Raw genomic sequence first — 19,703 nt, 5'->3', positions numbered from 1 at the left:
GATTCTGGTTGGGTTCGGGCGAATGCCTTGGGGGTGAGGGCGGCGCTCGATTTCCGCGCCACCGCCACATCATCGCCCTACACCCGCGCCCCCCCCCCGCCCAATTCCGTGTGAACACCCGTTCACCCAGCCACCCACTCCCGTTACACTGCGCGATTGCGACAGTGTTTGTCGCATTGCCGAAAGCCTGGGTTAAACAGGGTTTTGCGCTGTAACAAGTTGTCGCTTGGCCGCAAGGACAGGCGCTGATCAGTCCTTACAATCCCCCCATCGCTCGCCACTTCCAGGCCAGCGTTCCTCTTCAGGAGACTCAGATGTCCGTTGAGCAAGCCCCGGTGCAACGTGCCGATTTCGACCAGGTCATGGTTCCCAACTATTCGCCGGCGGCCTTCATTCCTGTCCGAGGCGAGGGTTCCCGGGTTTGGGACCAGTCGGGTCGCGAGCTGATCGACTTTGCTGGCGGTATCGCCGTCAATGCCCTGGGTCACTGCCATCCGGCACTGGTCAAGGCGCTGACCGAGCAGGCCAACACCCTCTGGCACGTGTCCAACGTCTTCACCAACGAGCCGGCCCTGCGCCTGGCGCACAAGCTGGTAGACGCGACCTTTGCCGACCGTGCCTTCTTCTGTAACTCCGGCGCCGAGGCCAACGAGGCCGCCTTCAAGCTGGCCCGTCGCGTGGCCCATGACCGCTTCGGCCCTGAAAAGCACGAAATCATCGCCACCGTGAACAGCTTCCACGGGCGTACCCTGTTCACCGTCAGCGTCGGTGGCCAGCCGAAGTACTCCGATGGCTTCGGGCCGAAGATCACCGGCATCAGCCATGTGCCGTACAACGACCTGGAAGCACTGAAAACACAGATTTCCGACAAGACCTGCGCCGTGGTAATCGAACCGATCCAGGGCGAAAGTGGTGTGGTACCGGCCGACAAGGCGTACCTGGAAGGCGCACGCAAGCTGTGCGATGAGCACAATGCCCTGCTGATCTTCGACGAAGTGCAGACCGGCGTTGGCCGTACCGGTTCGCTGTACGCCTACCAGCACTACGGTGTAACCCCGGATATCCTGACCAGCGCCAAAAGCCTGGGTGGCGGCTTCCCAATCGGCGCCATGCTGACTACCACGGAGCTGGCAAAACACCTGGCCGTCGGCACCCACGGCACCACCTATGGCGGTAACCCGCTGGGTTGCGCCGTTGCCTGCGCCGTGCTGGACGTGATCAACACCCCTGAAACCCTGGCCGGCATCAAGGCCAAGCACACGCGTTTCAAAACCCGCCTGGAGCAGATCGGCCAGCAGTACGGCCTGTTCTCCCAGGTGCGTGGCGTCGGCCTGCTGATCGGTTGCGTGCTGACCGACGCCTGGCAGGGCAAGGCCAAGGACGTGCTCAACGCCGCCGAGAAAGAAGGTGTGATGGTGCTGCAGGCCGGCCCGGACGTGGTGCGTTTCGCGCCTAGCCTGGTGGTTGAAGACGCCGACATCGATGAAGGTCTGGACCGCTTCGAGCGCGCCGTGGCCAAACTGACCCAAGGCTGATTCGCCAGCGGTCCCTTCGCCGGCCCTTAGCGGGCCGGCGATAGCTGAATTCCAGTGCGGGCGCGTGCTTGCCGTTTCAATCACGCGCCCGCCGTTTTTTCGTGCCGTCACGAACGGCCCGCTTTACCAAAGGAGTGACACCATGCTGGTGATGCGCCCCGCGCAAATGGCTGACCTGAACGAAGTGCAGCGCATGGCTGCCGACAGCCCCATTGGTGTCACCTCGCTGCCGGACGATACTGCCCGTCTGGGCGACAAGATCGCCGCGTCGGAAACCTCCTTCGCCGCCGAGGTCAGCTTCAATGGCGAAGAAAGCTACTTCTTCGTGCTCAAAGACAGCGACACCGGCAAGCTTGCCGGCTGCTCGGCCATCGTCGCCTCGGCCGGTTACTCCGAGCCGTTCTACAGTTTCCGTAACGAGACCTTCGTGCACGCCTCGCGCGAGCTGAAGATCCACAACAAGATCCACGTTCTCTCGCTGTGCCACGACCTGACTGGCAACAGCTTGCTGACCAGCTTCTACGTGCTGCCCGAATTGGTCGGCAGCGGCTGGGCCGAGCTCAACTCGCGCGGCCGCCTGCTGTTCATGGCCTCGCACCCGGAGCGTTTTGCCGATTCGGTGGTGACCGAGATTGTGGGTTACAGCGACGATCAGGGCGAGTCGCCTTTCTGGGATGCCATAGGCCGCAACTTCTTCGACCTCAACTACGCCCATGCCGAGCGCCTGTGCGGGCTGAAGAGCCGTACCTTCCTGGCCGAACTGATGCCCCACTACCCGATCTACGTGCCGCTGCTGCCCGACGAAGCCCAGGAGGCCATGGGCCAAGTGCATCCGCGGGCGCAGATCACCTTCGACATCCTGATGCGTGAAGGCTTTGAGACCGAGCACTACATCGACATCTTCGACGGCGGGCCGACCTTGCACGCACGGGCTTCGGGCATCCGCTCGATTGCCCAGAGCCGTGTAGTACCGGTCAAGCTGGAGGAGGCCCCGGCCAAGGGTGGGCGCCCGTACCTGGTGTGCAACGGCCAGTTGCAGGACTACCGCGCGGTGTTGCTGGAACTCGACTGGGTGCCCGGCAAGCCGGTCAGCCTGGGGCGTGACGCAGCCGAGGCCCTGGGTGTCGGTGAGGGTGCAAGCGTGCGGCTGGTTGCCGTCTAAGGCGTGAGCCTGCGCAGGCAGCTCGAAACAGCAAGCTCGAAACGAAGCGTTTCGCGGTGGCAGAGGTCGCCGCTCAAGGAGATAGCATGATCGTTCGTCCCGTACGCAGCAGCGATTTACCCGCGCTGATCGAATTGGCTCGCAGCACCGGTACCACCGGGCTGACCACGCTGCCAGCCAACGAAGAGCGCCTTGGGCATCGCGTGGGCTGGGCCGAGAAGAGCTTCCGTGGCGAGGCCGAGCGGGGCGATACCGACTACCTGTTCGTGCTGGAAAACGACGAGGGCCTGGTGGTGGGCATCAGTGCCATCGCCGGGGCCGTCGGCCTGCGTGAGCCTTGGTACAACTACCGGGTCGGGCTCACTGTCAGCGCCTCGCAGGAGCTGAACATCTACCGCGAGATCCCCACCCTGTTCCTGGCCAACGACCTGACCGGCAACTCCGAGCTGTGCTCGTTGTTTTTGCGCAGTGACTACCGTTCCGGCCTCAATGGCCGCTTGCTGTCGCGGGCGCGGATGTTGTTCATCGCCGAGTTCCCGGAGCTGTTCGGCAAGAAGATCATTGCCGAGATGCGCGGCATGTCCGACGAGCAGGGTCGCTCGCCGTTCTGGGAAAGCCTGGGCCGCCACTTCTTCAAGATGGAGTTCAGCCAGGCCGACTACCTGACCGGGGTGGGCAACAAGTCGTTCATCGCCGAGCTGATGCCTAAGTTCCCGCTGTACACCTGCTTCCTCTCCGAAGCCGCGCGTAACGTGATCGGGCGTGTGCACACCGACACCGAGCCTGCGCTGGCCATGCTCAAGCAGGAAGGTTTCAACTACCAGGGCTATGTCGACATCTTCGACGCAGGCCCCGCCATCGAGTGCGAGACCGCGAAGATTCGCGCCGTGCGCGAAAGCCAGACCCTGGTGCTGGCGGTCGGTACCCCGGGCGATGACGCCACCCCTTACATCATCCACAACCGCAAACGCGACGACTGCCGCATCACGGCCGCGCCTGCACGCCTGGCGGCTGGCACCCTGGTGGTCGACCCGCTCACCGCCAAGCGCCTGCGCATGGGGGCTGGCGACAACGTGCGTGCCGTGCCGCTGTCGGCAAGCCGGGAGGCCCAGTAAATGACCACGCATTACATCGCCGGCCACTGGCAGGCCGGCCAGGGAGCACCCCTGCAATCGCTCAATCCCGTGACCCAGGCCGTTGTCTGGGACGGGCAGGGCGCCGACGCCAGCCAGGTTGACGCTGCCGTGAAGGCTGCGCGCCAGACCTTTCCGGCCTGGGCACAGTTGAGCCTGGAGGCACGTATCGATGTGCTGGAAAAGTTCGCCGAACAGCTGAAGCAGCATGCCGAAGCGCTGGCGCACTGCATCGGCGAAGAAACCGGCAAGCCGCTGTGGGAATCGGCGACTGAAGTCACCAGCATGATCAACAAGGTGGCGATTTCGGTACAGAGCTACCGTGAGCGCACCGGTGAAAAAAGCGGCCCACTGGCCGATGCCACGGCCGTGCTGCGGCACAAGCCCCACGGTGTGGTGGCGGTGTTCGGGCCCTACAACTTCCCCGGCCACTTGCCCAATGGGCACATTGTGCCGGCACTGCTGGCGGGCAACTGCGTGGTCTTCAAGCCCAGCGAGCTGACGCCCAAGGTGGCCGAACTGACGGTCAACTGCTGGATCGCCGCTGGCCTGCCTGCCGGAGTGCTCAACCTGGTCCAGGGCGCGCGTGAAACCGGTGTGGCGCTGGCGGCCAACCCGGGTATCGACGGGTTGTTCTTCACCGGCTCCAGCCGCACTGGCAACCTGTTGCACCAGCAGTTCGCCGGGCGCCCGGACAAGATCCTCGCGCTGGAGATGGGTGGCAACAACCCGTTGCTGGTGGACGAGGTCAAGGACCTGGACGCTGCGGTGTACACCATCATCCAGTCGGCCTTTATTTCTGCTGGCCAGCGCTGCACTTGTGCACGACGCCTGCTGGTGCCGCAAGGGGCGTGGGGCGATTCGTTGATCACGCGGCTGGTCGAGGTGTGCAAAAGCATCACCGTTGGCGCTTTCGACCAGCAGCCAGCGCCGTTCATGGGTTCGGTGATTTCGCTGCAGGCAGCACAGGCGCTGATCGCAGCCCAGGCCGAGCTGGTGGGCAAGGGCGCCGTGAAGTTGCTGGAAATGACCCAGCCCGAGGCTGATGCCGCGTTGCTGACACCGGGCATTCTCGATGTCAGCGCCGTTGCCGACCGCCCGGACGAAGAGTTCTTCGGCCCGTTGCTGCAGGTGATTCGCTACGCCGATTTCGAGGCCGCCATCGATGAGGCCAACAACACCCAGTACGGCCTGGCCGCCGGGCTGCTGTCCGACTCCCGCGCCCGTTACCAGTACTTCTGGCTGCGCAGCCGGGCGGGCATCGTCAACTGGAACAAACAGTTGACCGGCGCTGCCAGCAGCGCCCCGTTCGGGGGTGTCGGCAACAGCGGCAACCACCGCGCCAGCGCTTATTACGCGGCCGACTACTGCGCTTACCCCGTGGCTTCGCTGGAGACCGCCAGCCTCGCCTTGCCGGCAACCTTGACGCCGGGCGTCACCCTATAACAAACGGTCTCGGAGCCTAGCCGATGAAATCCTATGAAGTGAATTTTGATGGCCTGGTGGGGCCTACCCACAACTATGGCGGCTTGTCTTACGGCAATGTGGCTTCGCAAAGCAACAGCCAGCAGGCGTCCAACCCGCGTGAAGCGGCGCGCCAGGGCCTGGCAAAAATGAAGGCCTTGGCCGACATGGGCTTCAAGCAGGGCGTGCTGGCCCCGCAGGAGCGCCCGGACGTGGCTGCGCTGCGCCGCCTGGGCTTCACTGGCAGCGATGCCGAAGTGATCCAGCGCGCCGCCAAGCAGGCCATGCCGTTGCTGGTGGCCAGCTGCTCGGCCTCGAGCATGTGGGTGGCCAACGCCGCCACGGTCAGCCCCAGTGCCGACACCGCCGATGGCCGCGTGCATTTCACCGCTGCCAACCTCAACTGCAAATACCACCGCAGCATCGAGCACCCGACCACCAGCCGTGTGCTGGGGGCGATGTTCGCCGATGCCAAGCACTTCGCTCACCACGAGGCATTGCCGGCGGTGGCGCAGTTCGGCGACGAGGGCGCGGCCAACCACACCCGCTTCTGCCGCAGCTATGGCGAGGCGGGCGTCGAATTCTTCGTCTACGGCCGCAGCGCCTTCGACAGCCGCTACCCTGCGCCGCAGAAGTACCCGGCGCGGCAAACCCTGGAGGCGTCCCAGGCCGTGGTGCGGCTGCACGGCCTGCGCGACGACGGCGTGGTCTACGCTCAACAGAACCCGGCAGTGATCGACCAGGGCGTGTTCCACAATGACGTGATTTCGGTGGGCAACGGCGAGGTGCTGTTCTACCACGAGGACGCCTTCCTCGAGACCGATGCGGTGCTTGGCCAGCTGCAAGCTAAACTGGCCAACAAGGGCGGCAACTTCCAGGCCATCCGTGTGCCGCGTGCGGCGGTGGCAGTAGATGACGCCGTGCGTTCGTACCTGTTCAACAGCCAGCTGCTCAGCCGTGACGACGGCTCCATGCTGCTGGTAGTGCCGGAAGAGTGCCGCAGTAACGAGCGCGTCTGGGCCTACCTGGAGCAACTGACCCAGCAGGGCGGCCCGGTCAAAGAGGTCAAAGTGTTCGACCTCAAGCAGAGCATGCAGAACGGCGGAGGCCCTGCTTGCCTGCGTCTGCGCGTGGCATTGAAGGAATCGGAGCTGGCGGCAGTGAATCCAGGCGTTATCATGACCGCGCCGCTGTACGACACCCTGCTGCAATGGGTCGACAAGCATTACCGCGATCGCCTTGGCGAAGCGGAGCTGGCCGATCCGCAACTGCTGGTCGAATGCCGTACGGCACTGGATGAGTTGACCCAGATTCTGAAATTGGGTTCGGTCTATCCGTTCCAACGCCAACCTTGAAGAGAGACTAAGTAATGACCGATGCCCTGCGCCTGATCCTCGAAGACGAAGACGGCACCCAGCTGGAAACCTCCTGCACCCGTTTTGCTGTGGTCTGGCAAGGCAAGGAAGTGTGGATTCAGCAGGACGGCCGCGGCCAGTTGCTGATTGGCGTGGATGTCGATGAAAACGACACCGAGTATGCCAACCTGCTGTTGCGCCCGATGGCCACCAACCTGGTCAGCCTGCAGCTGGAAATGGAGCTGGCTGAAGCCGCTGATGGCGACGATCACGTCCATGGCCCTGATTGCGGCCACCACCACTAAGGAAGTGCCTATGCTCGCCCTCGGCAAATTGCTTGAGCTGACCTTGACCGATCACGAACCGGCCGAGAAGACCCAAGTTACACCCAAGGGCGTGCGTTTGCGCTGGCTGGGGGAGGGCGCCCTTGAGGTGCGCCCGCCCGAGCATGAGGACAGTGGGCTCGACCTGCTGCTGTCGGCCGGTATCCATGGTAACGAAACGGCGCCGATCGAGTTGCTCGAGCGCCTGTTGCATGGCGTGGCCAATGGCAAGATCAAGCCGCGTTCGCGGGTGTTGTTCCTGTTCGGCAACCCGGCGGCCATCCGCAAGGGCGAGCGCTTCGTCGAGCAGGACATCAACCGCCTGTTCAATGGTCGCCACGAGCTGTCCAGTGGTTTCGAGGCGCTGCGCGCCGCCGAGCTTGAACAGTTTGCCCGGGTGTTCTTCAGCAAGCCGGGCCGCCCCCGCCTGCATTACGACTTGCATACCGCCATCCGTGGCTCGAAGATCGAGCAGTTTGCCCTGTACCCCTACAAGGAAGGGCGCAAGCATTCCCGCCGGGAGCTGGCGCGCCTGGCCGCAGCGGGTATGGAGGCCGTGCTGTTGCAGAGCAAGTCGTCCATTACCTTCAGCGCCTTCACCTACGAGCAGCTCGACGCCGAGGCGTTCACCCTGGAGCTTGGCAAGGCGCGGCCGTTTGGGCAGAACGAGCAGGTCAACCTCGACAAGCTGGAAGAGCGCCTGATCCAGATCATCGAAGGCACCGAGCCTGAGACTGAAGACTCGCTGGAGGGCTTGAAACTGTTCAGCGTCGCCCGCGAGATCATCAAGCACAGCGAGGGCTTCCGCCTGCACTTGCCGGCGGATATCGAAAACTTCTCCGAGCTGAGCAAGGGTTACCTGCTGGCCGAAGACCTGGCCGAAATGCGCTGGGTGGTCGAGGAGGAGGGCGCGCGGATCATCTTCCCCAACCCCAAGGTAAAAAACGGGCTGCGCGCGGGAATTCTGGTAGTACCGGATTCGGGCCAGCGCCTAGGCTGAATACCGCCCTTGTAGGAGCAGCACAAGGCTGCGCCTACCGGAAATGCAGCTTTATTGGATCCTGTTTCACCATGAAATCCTTTTAATTCACCGTCTATTCCATTTTCCCTTCCCTTCGGCCGTAATGGGCTTGCCAGTGGCGAAAGGCTGCAATTAGCATCCGATCATGTCATTTTCGTTTGCAACCGCCTGAAAACCGTCTATTCGACGTTTTCCATCGCATAAACACACTGCACCGAGTTTGCAGGACCGATATAATGCGGCCCTTTGCCGTCGTTTCGTCGACGCGTTTGCCCACCAGGGCCGCCGTTTCCGTGGAAGAACCTATGAAAAGCGCAGAAATCCGTGAAGCCTTCCTTCGCTTCTTCGAAGAGCAGGGACACACCCGAGTTGCCTCCAGCTCCCTGATCCCGGGCAATGACCCGACCCTGCTGTTTACCAACGCCGGCATGAACCAGTTCAAGGACTGCTTCCTCGGCCAGGAAAAGCGCGCCTACACCCGCGCCGTCAGCAGCCAGAAATGCGTACGCGCCGGTGGCAAGCACAACGACCTGGAAAACGTCGGCTACACCGCGCGTCACCATACGTTCTTCGAGATGCTGGGCAACTTCAGCTTCGGCGACTATTTCAAGCGCGACGCGATCACCTACGCCTGGACCTTCCTGACCTCGGACAAGTGGCTGAACCTGCCGAAGGAAAAGCTCTGGGTCACCGTCTACGCCACCGATGACGAAGCGTACGACATCTGGACCAAGGAAATCGGCGTGCCGGCCGAGCGCATGGTGCGCATCGGTGACAACAAAGGCGCCCCGTACGCGTCCGACAACTTCTGGACCATGGGCGATACCGGCCCGTGCGGCCCTTGCACCGAGATCTTCTACGACCACGGCGCCGACATCTGGGGCGGCCCACCCGGCTCGCCGGAAGAAGACGGCGACCGCTACATCGAGATCTGGAACAACGTCTTCATGCAGTTCAACCGCACCGCCGATGGCGTCCTGCACCCGCTGCCTGCCCCCTCGGTAGACACCGGCATGGGCCTGGAGCGTGTCAGTGCGGTACTGCAGCATGTTCACTCGAACTACGAGATCGACCTGTTCCAGAACCTGCTCAGCGCCGCGGCCAAGGCCATCGGTTGCAGCAATGACAGCCAGGCGTCGTTGAAAGTGGTCGCCGACCATATCCGTTCGTGTGGCTTCCTGATCGCAGACGGCGTGCTGCCGTCCAACGAAGGCCGTGGCTACGTGCTGCGCCGCATCATTCGCCGCGCTTGCCGCCACGGCAACAAGCTGGGCGCCAAGGGCAGCTTCTTCTACCAGATCGTTGCCGCACTGGTGGCCGAGATGGGCGAAGCCTTCCCAGAGCTGAAGAGCCAGCAGGCGCATATCGAGCGCGTGCTCAAGGCTGAAGAAGAGCAATTCGCCAAGACCCTGGAGCAAGGCCTGCGCATCCTTGAGCAGGACCTGGCGCAACTGCAGGGTGACGTGGTGCCGGGTGACGTGGTGTTCAAACTGTACGACACCTACGGCTTCCCCATGGACCTGACCGCCGACATCGCCCGCGAGCGCGAGCTGACCATCGACGAAGCCGGTTTCGAGCGTGAAATGGACGCTCAGCGTGAGCGTGCGCGCTCTGCCAGCGCCTTCGGCATGGACTACAACAGCTTGGTCAAGGTCGACACCGCCACGGACTTCCTGGGCTACACCACCACCGAAGGCCAGGCCAAGGTCATTGCCCTGTACAAGGACGGCCAGGCCGTCGAGCAGTTGGGCGAAGGCGAGCAGGGCGTGGTGATCCTCGACCGTACGCCGTTCTACGCCGAGTCCGGCGGCCAGGTGGGTGACAGCGGCTTCCTGCAGGCCGGTACCGTGCGCTTTGACGTGCGCGACACCACCAAGACCGGCGGTGCCTTCCTGCACCACGGTGTGGTTGCCAGCGGTGCATTGAGCGTGGGTGCCGAGGTCGAGGCCAAGGTCGACGCCGACGTGCAGCACGCCACCTCGCTGAACCACTCCGCCACTCACCTGCTGCACGAAGCGCTGCGCCAGGTGCTGGGCGATCACGTACAACAGAAAGGCTCGCTGGTCGACAGCCAGCGCCTGCGTTTCGACTTCAGCCACTTCGAGGCGGTCAAGCCAGAGCAGATCAAGGCCCTGGAAGACATCGTCAACCGTGAAGTGCGCCGCAACACCGAAGTGCTGACCGAGGTGACCGACATCGAGACCGCCAAGCGCAAAGGCGCCATGGCCTTGTTCGGCGAGAAGTACGGCGATACCGTGCGCGTGCTGAGCATGGGTGGCGACTTCTCGGTGGAGCTGTGCGGGGGTATCCATGCCAAGCGCACTGGCGATATCAGCCTGTTCAAGATCATCAGCGAAGGCGGCGTGGCCTCTGGGGTGCGTCGTATCGAAGCGGTTACCGGCGCGGCTGCGCTGGCCTACCTGAACGCTGCTGAAGAGCAGGTGAAGGAAGCCGCGCAACTGGTCAAGGGTAACCGTGACAACCTGATCGACAAGCTGTCGGCGGTGCTCGAGCGCAACCGTCAGCTGGAGAAGCAGCTGGAACAGCTGCAGGCCAAGGCCGCCAGCGCCGCCGGGGATGATCTCTCCAACGCGGCCGTTGAGGTCAAGGGTGCCAAGGTGCTTGCCGCTCGCCTGGATGGGCAAGATGGCAAGGCCTTGCTGGCCCTGGTCGATCAGCTGAAGAACAAGCTCGGCCACGCAGTGATCCTGCTGGGCAGTGAGCATGAGGGCAAGGTCGTGCTGGTGGCCGGCGTGACCAAGGACCTCTCCAGCCAACTCAAGGCTGGCGATCTGATGAAACAAGCCGCTGCGGCAGTGGGTGGCAAGGGCGGTGGCCGTCCGGACATGGCCCAGGGTGGCGGCGTCGACGTCGCTGCGCTGGACCAGGCCCTGGCGCTGGCCGTGCCGTTCGCAGAGCAGGGACTTTGAGATGAGGGGGCCGGCGGTCTAGTCGCCGGCTCCTTCATGTTGGATTGTTTTTTGGGGCCCTGTATGGGCTGAGGCACCATTGAAATGGCGTTGATCGTACAGAAATTTGGCGGCACCTCTGTCGGTTCCATCGAGCGGATCGAGCAGGTAGCCGAAAAGGTCAAGAAACACCGTGAGGCGGGCGATGACCTGGTGGTCGTGCTGTCGGCCATGAGCGGTGAAACCAATCGCCTGATCGATCTGGCCAAGCAGATCACCGATCAGCCGGTTCCGCGTGAACTGGATGTGATCGTGTCGACCGGTGAGCAGGTCACCATTGCCCTGCTGACCATGGCCTTGATCAAGCGTGGTGTGCCAGCGGTGTCCTACACCGGTAACCAGGTGCGCATTCTGACCGACAGCTCGCACAACAAAGCCCGCATCCTGCAGATCGACGACCAGAAGATTCGCGCCGACCTCAAGGAAGGGCGTGTGGTCGTGGTTGCAGGTTTCCAGGGGGTCGACGAGCACGGCAGCATCACCACCCTCGGCCGTGGCGGTTCCGACACCACCGGCGTAGCCCTGGCGGCGGCGCTCAAGGCTGACGAGTGCCAGATCTACACCGACGTCGATGGCGTCTACACCACTGACCCGCGCGTCGTGCCGCAGGCACAGCGCCTGGAGAAGATCACCTTCGAAGAGATGCTGGAAATGGCCAGCCTCGGCTCCAAGGTGCTGCAGATCCGTTCGGTGGAGTTCGCCGGCAAGTACAACGTCCCGCTGCGCGTGCTGCACAGCTTCAAGGAGGGTCCGGGTACCCTCATTACCATTGATGAAGAGGAATCCATGGAACAGCCGATCATTTCCGGTATCGCCTTCAACCGTGATGAAGCCAAGCTGACCATTCGCGGCGTGCCGGACACCCCGGGCGTGGCCTTCAAGATCCTCGGCCCGATCAGCGCCTCGAACATCGAGGTCGACATGATCGTGCAGAACGTGGCGCACGATAACACCACCGACTTCACCTTCACCGTACACCGCAACGAGTACGAGAAGGCGCAGAACGTGCTGGAAAACACCGCCCGCGAAATCGGTGCCCGTGAAGTGATCGGCGACACCAAGATCGCCAAGGTCTCGATCGTTGGCGTTGGCATGCGCTCCCACGCAGGTGTTGCCAGCCGCATGTTCGAAGCCCTGGCCAAGGAGAGCATCAACATCCAGATGATCTCCACCTCCGAGATCAAGGTTTCGGTCGTGATCGAAGAGAAGTACCTGGAGCTGGCCGTACGCGCGCTGCACACCGCGTTCGAACTGGACGCTCCTGCCCGACAGGGCGAGTAAGGCGCTGCCTGGAAGGGCGCGGCTTGCCGCGCCCTTCGCGTTTCTGCTCGCCACGCACGCGCTGCTGCGGGGTGGGCAACCAGGGCTGGGTCGTCGTCCACGACCAGGCCCCCGATACCAAAGACTGTTATCCCTGAATGTTTTGCGTAAGGAGAAAGCTATGTTGATTCTGACTCGCCGGTGCGCCGAGAGCCTGATCATTGGAGACGGCGAGATCACCGTGACGGTGCTTGGCGTCAAAGGCAACCAGGTGCGTATTGGCGTCAGCGCCCCGAAAGAAGTGGCTGTGCACCGCGAGGAAATCTACCTGCGGATCAAGAAAGAGAAGGACGAGGAGCCAAGCCTTTAATTCTTTTGAAGTTTTTTTCAAAAAAAGGGTTGCAAAGGTGAAAGAGGTTCTTTAATATTCGCCTCGTGTTGCGGTGAGGTGGCCGAGTGGCCGAAGGCGCTCCCCTGCTAAGGGAGTATACCTCATAAGGGTATCGGGGGTTCGAATCCCCCCTTCACCGCCATTATTCGCTTAGGCCGCTGTAAACAGTAAGAACGCTAAGTAGTTGAAATTAAACGAAAAAAGTTCTTGCAAAAATGTTTCAGCGACCTATAATGCGCGGCAAGACACGGACTCATAGCTCAGCTGGATAGAGTACTCGGCTACGAACCGAGCGGTCGCAGGTTCGAATCCTGCTGAGTCCGCCACTTTTGAAGTGGCTTTGCTTACAAGGCTGCTTCAAACAACCAGTGGTAATCTGGTCTAAAACTACCAACCACGGACTCATAGCTCAGCTGGATAGAGTACTCGGCTACGAACCGAGCGGTCGCAGGTTCGAATCCTGCTGAGTCCGCCACTTTTGAAGTGGCTCTGCTTGCAAAGACGCTTCAACAAGCCAGTGGTAATCTGGCCTAAAAATACCGACCACGGACTCATAGCTCAGCTGGATAGAGTACTCGGCTACGAACCGAGCGGTCGCAGGTTCGAATCCTGCTGAGTCCGCCATACAATCAAGAAGCCCGCTCAAATGAGCGGGCTTTTTGTTTTCTCCCGTTCACTGTTTCTCAGTGATGCCCGCTAGACTGCACATAAACCGGCCCGATAATCTTTTGCGCGGCATCTGTGTTTTTTCTTTTGCTTGCGCCGTCGCACACATAGCTTCGAGCGTTGTCCTAGCTTTATCTCGCAAACGATTGTTCTGGCCAAAAATTTAAGCGATCTGACAGCTTAGGCAGTGTATGATTGCGCCCGTCAGCCCCGCCGGGGCTTGTGGAATACCACCATGGACTTACCCAGTAGTTACTCCTTAACAAGATTCATACAGAAAGATCTGACCGATTGATTCCCCCGGCGTGCTCCGCTGCTGGGAGTGGAGTTCGCCTATGACTGAAGTAGAAGTAAAGAAAGCGCAAGAGAGCCTGCAGGATCGCCTGGCTCAGGTGGTTGAACTGCTGCAGCGCCAGCGCGTGGTCGAAGACCTCACCCACCGCCAGGAGGGTGCTCATCACGACCTGGTCGAAAACCTCGTCCACCGCCAGAACCTCGTTGAGCTGCAGCGCAAGCTCGATGACCTGCACCCCGCCGACGTCGCCTACATCCTCGAAGCATTGCCCCTGGAAGACCGCCTGACGGTCTGGCAGCTGGTGCGCTCGGACCGCGACGGCGACATCCTGCTTGAAGTATCCGATTCGGTTCGCCAATCGCTGATCGCCGACATGGACGATCACGAGCTGCTCGCCGCTGCCAAGGAAATGGACGCCGACGAACTGGCCGACCTGGCACCCGAGCTGCCGCGCGACGTCGTTCACGAGTTGATGGAAACCCTCGATGCCCAGCAACGCGAGCGTGTGCGTTCGGCGCTGAGCTACGACGAGGAGCAGGTCGGTGCGTTGATGGACTTCGAGATGGTCACCATCCGCGAAGACGTCAGCCTCGAAGTCGTATTGCGTTACCTGCGCCGCCTGAAAGAGCTGCCGAACCACACCGACAAACTGTTCGTGGTCGACTATGACGGCATTCTCAAGGGCGTGCTGCCCATCAAGCGCTTGCTGGTCAACGACCCGGACAAGAAGGTGGCAGAGGTCATGGCGACCGACCCTGTGTCCTTCCACCCCGAGGAAGATGCCTACGACGCGGCTCAAGCCTTTGAACGTTACGACCTGGTATCCGCCCCGGTGGTGGACAAAAGCGATCGCCTGATCGGCCGTCTGACCATTGACGAAATGGTCGACCTGATCCGTGAAGAGAGCGAGAGCGAAGTGCTGAACATGGCCGGCCTGCGCGAAGAAGAAGACATCTTCGCCTCGGTCTGGCGTTCGCTGCGCAACCGTTGGGCGTGGCTGGCCATCAACCTGATTACCGCATTCCTGGCTTCGCGGGTGATCGGCCTGTTCGAGGGTTCGATCGAGAAGCTGGTGGCACTGGCCGCCTTGATGCCGATCGTGGCGGGTATCGGTGGTAACTCCGGCAACCAGACCATCACCATGATCGTGCGCGCGATGGCGCTGGACCAGGTGTCGCCAGGCAATACCAGCCGCCTGATGCGCAAGGAGCTGGCTGTATCGTTGCTCAACGGCTTGATCTGGGGTGGCGTGATCGGTGCGGTGGCGTTCTGGCTGTATGGCAGTTGGTCGTTGGGCCTGGTGATGACCGCGGCTATGACCTTGAACCTGCTGTTGGCAGCGTTGATGGGGGTGTTGATCCCGATGACCCTGACACGCCTGGGGCGCGATCCGGCGATGGGCTCCAGCGTGATGATCACGGCAGTGACCGATAGCGGCGGGTTCTTCATCTTCCTGGGCTTGGCGACGCTGTTCCTGCTCTGATTCATAGGGGCCAGCCCATGGCCGGTAGGAGCAGCCTGGTGCTGCGAAGAGGCCACTGATAGCAGTCAACATTCATGGCGTTGTCACTGGCCTCTTCGCAGCGCAAGGTTGCTCCTGCACACGATTGCTGATGATGTGACGAACAATAAAAAAGCCAGCTTACGCTGGCTTTTTTGTGTTCGCTGGCAACCTTCAGGAAGCGTCGGCGGCCATTTCTACATCGTGAGCGATGAGGGCGACCAGAGCGTTCTGCTGGCGGTGGGACAGTTGGCGGAAGCGTTGCAGCAACTCGCGCTCATGCAGGGACAGTTCAGGGCTGTCCAGGCGCATGCTCAGCTCGTCACCCAACGCGCCTTCCTGGATAAGGCTCTGTTCCAGGCGCGCGATGATCTCGGAGTTCATGCTGCGGTGATGGTTGCGCGCTACCTCGGCAATGCGCTCACGCATCCCATCTGGCAGGCGGACGACAAACTTGTCAGCGGTGCGGCTGGAGTAAATAGCCTGTTTCATTGGGCGCATATAAATTGACCGGATTTACTGGTTCAGGGGACGCGGTTCTCAAATTGGCCGCACGGGGTGGAAATACGACCGTGGCGACAACAAAATGTTCAACCCTCGTGGAAAATTGGATGCTCATCTTGCCTCATGGTCGCCGTTTCCTTGGCGTCAATTCTGTGACAAATAGTGAGCCCGGTAAAGGCTTTCTGCCAGTACCAATTATCAGAAATGAGCACTGGTTTGAAAAGTTTTACATGCTCCGACTTGTCCCGCCGTCAGTCTTCTGCCGTCAAAAACTGGTAAAACGCAGCAAAAGGCCAAGAAAACTCCTAGAATGCGCGGGTTTCCTTCCATAGAGCATAGTGGCTATGCAACATGACGCAAGCGCACGGCGATCAGCGACAGGCCGCCTGATATTTCTGATAGGACCGTCGGGTTCAGGGAAAGATTCCCTGATCGATGCCGCGCGCGAGCAACTCATTGCTGCCGGGGTAAAAATTGCTCGCCGCATCATCACGCGCTCGGCCGAAGCCAAGGGAGAAGCAGCCCAAGGCGTCACTGCCCAACAGTTCGAAGCGATGCGTGCGCAGGGTGCATTTGCCATGCATTGGCAAGCCAATGGGCTGAGCTACGGGATCCCGCAGCACGTTGATCAATGGCTGGAAGCGGGCAGCGCGGTGCTGGTGAATGGCTCCCGTGCCTATCTGGCTGAAGCGCGGCTGCGCTACCCGGATCTTCTGGCAGTGCTCATCGACGTTAAGTCTCAGGTACTGCGCCAGCGCTTGCTGGCTAGAGGCAGGGAAACCCCGGACGAGATCGAACAGCGGTTGGCGCGTAATGCGGGACTGCTGGCCTTCGACGACCCTGCCGTGCATGTGCTGGACAATTCCACTACGCTCGACGCAGCGGTGACCGGGTTGTTCAAACTGCTTCATGATGAAGGCGTGATCCCGTGCCCGACCCAGCCAGCCACGGAACCGCAGAAAAGGATTACGTGAAAAAGGCCTGTTGCAGCATGACAAACGGCAGCATGCTGGTTAACATGCTGGCCGTCCAACCGTGCAGTGTTCACTGCCGGTTCTTGCGTCTCAGTAGCTCAATTGGATAGAGCATCCCCCTCCTAAGGGGAAGGTTGCAGGTTCAATTCCTGCCTGGGACGCCATATTTTTCGGGCGCCTTACACCAATTGCTAGCTTGGCCACTTACGGCGCGGGTGCATTGTGGGTGCAAACGCTTATGGTCAGGCAACCCCACAGACCTCAGGAAGAGAGCCTATGACCGTCGTGTACTCGTTGCGTAAGAAGGAAAACACGGAAGAAGTCCACATTTTTCTTGCCGATAAGACTGATACCGGTTGTGTATCAAGGCTGAAATCCATCTGCCGAAAGATGGCAAAAGCGGAAACCTCCGATCAGGTCAAGACCTGCCTTAAAGAAGGCGAGGCACGCACTGAGAGCGCGAGGCTGGGTCGCCAGGTTTGTGGCACATGCGTGAGCCATCTCTACGCCACTTACTAAGAGCGGATTGCATTCGGCACCGGCGTCTCATGACTGCTAAATGACTTGCACGTCGGGCATCTCTCCGCATAGCTCGGCCAGCTTAGACAGTTCTGCAACGACGCTGGTATCCCCAATCAACTCGGACGCTCCTAGCCCAATCGCAATTGCGATATTGACCGCTTCATAAAGGGTGGCTGAGTTTTCTTCAGTGGATCCTGGCTCCCACCGGTACTGCCAGCAGTGGCCTGATTTTTTGACGTGCCGATTAAGAGATCTAGCGGTGAGGTGCGCGGAATCGTCCGAGAACCGTTGGTACTTCAGGTACCATGCCGACAGCACACCTTTCGATGACATGTCTTTCGGTGACATGAATTCAGGTCTATCACTTTTCTTGATCAATTCTTCAAGCTTGTCCATTGCCGTTCCAGCGTTGATCAAGCCTTGCGAGCGGATGTATTTCGCTTGCATGCGTCGGCTTTTCTCAGCGTCATCGCGAAGGATCTTCACCACTTCGGTTGGCTCGCGAAGCAGAGCCGCGAGGGTAAAGGCACCTTCAAGCATGCATCGAATCAACGTTCTTGATTCAGCGGTCATACCTCTCTCCACGAGCAAAATAGAACCCTGCAGATGACCCACGCACCGGAGCAAGACCCTTACGCCGATTGCGCGAGGTTCCATCGAGCTGGTCTGAACTTGGTCCATAGCAGCATGTGCTAGCTTGGTCAGAGCCAGGCTAGATTCTTCGGCAAGGTGAAACCAAGCTGACGCTTCGCGTCGGATATTTCGCGTAAAATGATCTTGCGCCTCTACCGATAAAAAACCACAAAACTGGAATGAGTCATTCATTGAATGGAGCGCCATAAGTGATGTATATGAAGTGTATTCTCGATTCGGTAAAGTGCAAGCTAATGTGCTCTATCGTTGTCCTGGTTAAGGCAGGAGAGCTTTGAGTGAATGTTCATCCTAAAAAGATCCGTATAGCTGAATTGAATTTAGGTGTTTTGCTCACTGCATCTAATCTTAAAAATCCATACGATGCGCTAAAGTCCTACGAGTTCTTAGATAGGCTAGCTCGTGAAGTTGCAACACCAAGCGGTAGTAAGGTTTATTTCACAGATCAAGCACGAAGTGCGTTCGAATCGCTGATTACTATCGTGTTCCCTGTTCTCATGTCCGAGCTATGTGTGCTTGAGTCTGATGTGGATTCTGCATGCCGGAAAGCTCTTGGGGAGTTATACGAGCAAGATAATCCAGGGGTATCGTTTGATCATTACTTTGAGCGAGCAAGAAATATAGCTTATGAAATGGTGGCGCCCCGCAGGTTTTATACAACACTTCATGGTCTAGAGTTTGATGATATTGATGAGTTTGATATAGGTAATATAAAAATACAGCGGCCTCTCTATTCTGTGCTTGAGGGTTCCGATGCTCAAGAGCAAAACAAAACAGCTATTTGGAATAAAATGCAGCGTGGTTTGTGGGTGAGTGCTGAACTTACAGGGAGTATGGATTATGCAGAAAGCGAATTTTTCGACCTGGTAAGGATGGTTTGTGGGCTCCTGGCAGTTTCGTTTACAACAGTTCTAGAATATGGTGGGTTAGCAGTACGGCTGATGCCAAGTATGGCTGGTCGCTCTAAACCTAACGAAGCGAACTGGTTTAGCTACGATATGATGTCTAAAAAGCTAAGGACCTCCTTTAATGCGGAGAATCTGCAGGCGCTGCGTATGAGTGCTGTACATGCGGATGGGCTTGTCGCTTGTGATTGGTTCCAATACTTGGTTAGCGTAATTGAGTCCAAATCTCCTAGCGAGATTGAGATTCTAATCAAGCGTGGTTTGTACTGGTTTTTTGATGCTCAGACTGATTGTGCTCTAGAAATGAAGCTTGTGAAATTTTGGAGCTGTATTGAATGTTTCTTTTCTATTAAGGAGCATGTTCCCGGTGCTCCAAGTACGACTGAGAAAATTGTAAGAGGTACGACAGCTTGTCTTACCTATGGCTCTTTTAGGTTTTCACCGCCTGATAAGTGGAATGAGTTAGAAGCCCAGATTAAGAAGCTGTATGATTTGCGATGCGTCGCAGTTCATGATGGGGCGCACGGTCACGTTGCGGCAAAAGACGTAGCGGTCGTTAGTAAGTGGGCTTCTTGGGTGTTGTTGGAAATTGGCCAGCTAGCTCGCGGAGGCTTCGATACTAGGAGAAAGATAAAGGCAGAGGTAGACCGAATGCATAACTTACGCGCTACCAAACTATTGACTGATGGAGGAAAGGGCGGCGTCAATTGAAATCGTTGATGATGGTTCTGCTCGGGTGATGTCCTCAGATCTGAGGACACCCCTTTGTCGCTCAGCAGCTTGGTTCAGACTGGTTGCGCCGCTCGGACCATTTTCGAACGCAGCTGCTTCAAAGTTTGCTCCTGCATGTGGCGGATGCACGACTCGACATTGTTGGCCACCGTATCGCCGCAAACCTCATCCACCATCAGCACGGCCAGAATCCTCCCCATCACCTCACCCTGCAGGCTGGCGCGCTCGGTGTAGGTCTTTGCCGACGTTCCTGGGCCTAAATCACCAAACACAAAAGGTGATACTGCCCCGGCTATCTGCACGATCATTTCTTCTAGGTCCAGATCGGTAATTTTCATCG

At 59.6% G+C, this 19,703-nt stretch carries 17 protein-coding genes and 5 tRNA genes; 19 read left to right on the top strand and 3 right to left on the bottom strand.

Annotated elements, in window-relative coordinates:
* Positions 1 to 314 precede the first annotated feature (314 nt).
* The 15 genes from MFF34_RS17260 to mgtE all read left to right on the top strand — a co-directional run bounded on the left by MFF34_RS17260 (position 315) and on the right by mgtE (position 15,057).
* Positions 315 to 1,535, top strand: a complete 1,221-nt coding sequence (locus tag MFF34_RS17260; RefSeq protein ID WP_238215457.1) for an aspartate aminotransferase family protein — start codon at positions 315 to 317, stop codon at positions 1,533 to 1,535.
* A 142-nt stretch (positions 1,536 to 1,677) separates the two neighbouring features.
* Positions 1,678 to 2,697, top strand: a complete 1,020-nt coding sequence (gene aruF / locus MFF34_RS17255; RefSeq protein ID WP_238215456.1) for an arginine/ornithine succinyltransferase subunit alpha — start codon at positions 1,678 to 1,680, stop codon at positions 2,695 to 2,697.
* 86 nt (positions 2,698 to 2,783) lie between these two features.
* Positions 2,784 to 3,812 (top strand): arginine N-succinyltransferase, encoded by a 1,029-nt coding sequence (gene astA, locus MFF34_RS17250; RefSeq protein ID WP_027593082.1) that lies wholly within the window; start codon positions 2,784 to 2,786, stop codon positions 3,810 to 3,812.
* On the top strand, positions 3,813 to 5,276 hold the full coding sequence (gene astD, locus MFF34_RS17245) for a succinylglutamate-semialdehyde dehydrogenase (RefSeq protein ID WP_238215455.1): 1,464 nt from the start codon (positions 3,813 to 3,815) through the stop codon (positions 5,274 to 5,276). It begins immediately after the preceding gene.
* Between the two features lie 23 nt (positions 5,277 to 5,299).
* Positions 5,300 to 6,649, top strand: a complete 1,350-nt coding sequence (gene astB, locus MFF34_RS17240; protein WP_238215454.1) for an N-succinylarginine dihydrolase — start codon at positions 5,300 to 5,302, stop codon at positions 6,647 to 6,649.
* Between the two features lie 14 nt (positions 6,650 to 6,663).
* A complete protein-coding gene (locus MFF34_RS17235) occupies positions 6,664 to 6,954 on the top strand; it encodes a hypothetical protein (RefSeq protein WP_027593079.1) in 291 nt (96 codons plus the stop codon).
* 10 nt (positions 6,955 to 6,964) lie between these two features.
* Positions 6,965 to 7,972, top strand: coding sequence for a succinylglutamate desuccinylase (gene astE / locus MFF34_RS17230; protein WP_027593078.1), 1,008 nt, complete (start codon positions 6,965 to 6,967; stop codon positions 7,970 to 7,972).
* A 326-nt stretch (positions 7,973 to 8,298) separates the two neighbouring features.
* Complete coding sequence (alaS, locus tag MFF34_RS17225; protein ID WP_238215453.1) at positions 8,299 to 10,923, top strand: alanine--tRNA ligase; 2,625 nt, start codon at positions 8,299 to 8,301, stop codon at positions 10,921 to 10,923.
* Between the two features lie 84 nt (positions 10,924 to 11,007).
* On the top strand, positions 11,008 to 12,243 hold the full coding sequence (locus tag MFF34_RS17220) for an aspartate kinase (protein ID WP_027593076.1): 1,236 nt from the start codon (positions 11,008 to 11,010) through the stop codon (positions 12,241 to 12,243).
* Between the two features lie 160 nt (positions 12,244 to 12,403).
* Positions 12,404 to 12,592: a carbon storage regulator CsrA gene (gene csrA, locus MFF34_RS17215; RefSeq protein ID WP_003254503.1), complete on the top strand. Its 189-nt coding sequence runs from the start codon at positions 12,404 to 12,406 to the stop codon at positions 12,590 to 12,592.
* Positions 12,593 to 12,664: 72 nt separating this feature from the next.
* Positions 12,665 to 12,755: transfer RNA gene (locus tag MFF34_RS17210), tRNA-Ser, on the top strand.
* 107 nt (positions 12,756 to 12,862) lie between these two features.
* A tRNA-Arg gene (locus tag MFF34_RS17205) sits at positions 12,863 to 12,939 on the top strand.
* Positions 12,940 to 13,011: 72 nt separating this feature from the next.
* A tRNA-Arg gene (locus tag MFF34_RS17200) sits at positions 13,012 to 13,088 on the top strand.
* 72 nt (positions 13,089 to 13,160) lie between these two features.
* Positions 13,161 to 13,237, top strand: a tRNA-Arg gene (locus MFF34_RS17195).
* Positions 13,238 to 13,614: 377 nt separating this feature from the next.
* Positions 13,615 to 15,057 carry a magnesium transporter gene (gene mgtE / locus MFF34_RS17190; RefSeq protein WP_027593075.1) on the top strand — a complete coding sequence of 481 codons (1,443 nt, stop codon included), beginning with the start codon at positions 13,615 to 13,617 and terminating at the stop codon, positions 15,055 to 15,057.
* Between the two features lie 192 nt (positions 15,058 to 15,249).
* Here mgtE and MFF34_RS17185 read toward each other — a convergent pair whose 3' ends face one another.
* Positions 15,250 to 15,576, bottom strand: a complete 327-nt coding sequence (locus tag MFF34_RS17185) for an Arc family DNA-binding protein (RefSeq protein ID WP_003254499.1) — start codon at positions 15,574 to 15,576, stop codon at positions 15,250 to 15,252.
* 347 nt (positions 15,577 to 15,923) lie between these two features.
* Between MFF34_RS17185 and phnN the strand changes: the two genes are divergently transcribed.
* From phnN to MFF34_RS17170, 3 genes are all read left to right on the top strand, one after another.
* Positions 15,924 to 16,553: a phosphonate metabolism protein/1,5-bisphosphokinase (PRPP-forming) PhnN gene (gene phnN / locus MFF34_RS17180; RefSeq protein ID WP_238215452.1), complete on the top strand. Its 630-nt coding sequence runs from the start codon at positions 15,924 to 15,926 to the stop codon at positions 16,551 to 16,553.
* Positions 16,554 to 16,640: 87 nt separating this feature from the next.
* Positions 16,641 to 16,717 (top strand) — tRNA-Arg (locus MFF34_RS17175).
* Positions 16,718 to 16,829: 112 nt separating this feature from the next.
* Positions 16,830 to 17,072, top strand: coding sequence for a hypothetical protein (locus MFF34_RS17170; protein WP_238215451.1), 243 nt, complete (start codon positions 16,830 to 16,832; stop codon positions 17,070 to 17,072).
* Positions 17,073 to 17,108: 36 nt separating this feature from the next.
* On the opposite strand, the gene MFF34_RS17165 is transcribed toward MFF34_RS17170, so the two are convergent.
* Positions 17,109 to 17,900, bottom strand: coding sequence for a DUF5677 domain-containing protein (locus MFF34_RS17165; RefSeq protein ID WP_238215449.1), 792 nt, complete (start codon positions 17,898 to 17,900; stop codon positions 17,109 to 17,111).
* A gap of 104 nt (positions 17,901 to 18,004) precedes the next feature.
* On the opposite strand from MFF34_RS17165, the gene MFF34_RS17160 reads away from it, so the two are divergent.
* Positions 18,005 to 19,342: a HEPN domain-containing protein gene (locus tag MFF34_RS17160; RefSeq protein WP_238215447.1), complete on the top strand. Its 1,338-nt coding sequence runs from the start codon at positions 18,005 to 18,007 to the stop codon at positions 19,340 to 19,342.
* A 74-nt stretch (positions 19,343 to 19,416) separates the two neighbouring features.
* Here MFF34_RS17160 and MFF34_RS17155 read toward each other — a convergent pair whose 3' ends face one another.
* Complete coding sequence (locus MFF34_RS17155; RefSeq protein WP_238215442.1) at positions 19,417 to 19,701, bottom strand: hypothetical protein; 285 nt, start codon at positions 19,699 to 19,701, stop codon at positions 19,417 to 19,419.
* Positions 19,702 to 19,703: the final 2 nt, after the last annotated feature.

The sequence above is a fragment of the Pseudomonas sp. PAGU 2196 genome (genome assembly GCF_022179005.1).
Taxonomy (GTDB): domain Bacteria; phylum Pseudomonadota; class Gammaproteobacteria; order Pseudomonadales; family Pseudomonadaceae; genus Aquipseudomonas; species Aquipseudomonas kermanshahensis.
Note: the sequence above shows the minus strand (reverse complement) of the source record. Positions and strands in the feature narration are given on the sequence as shown.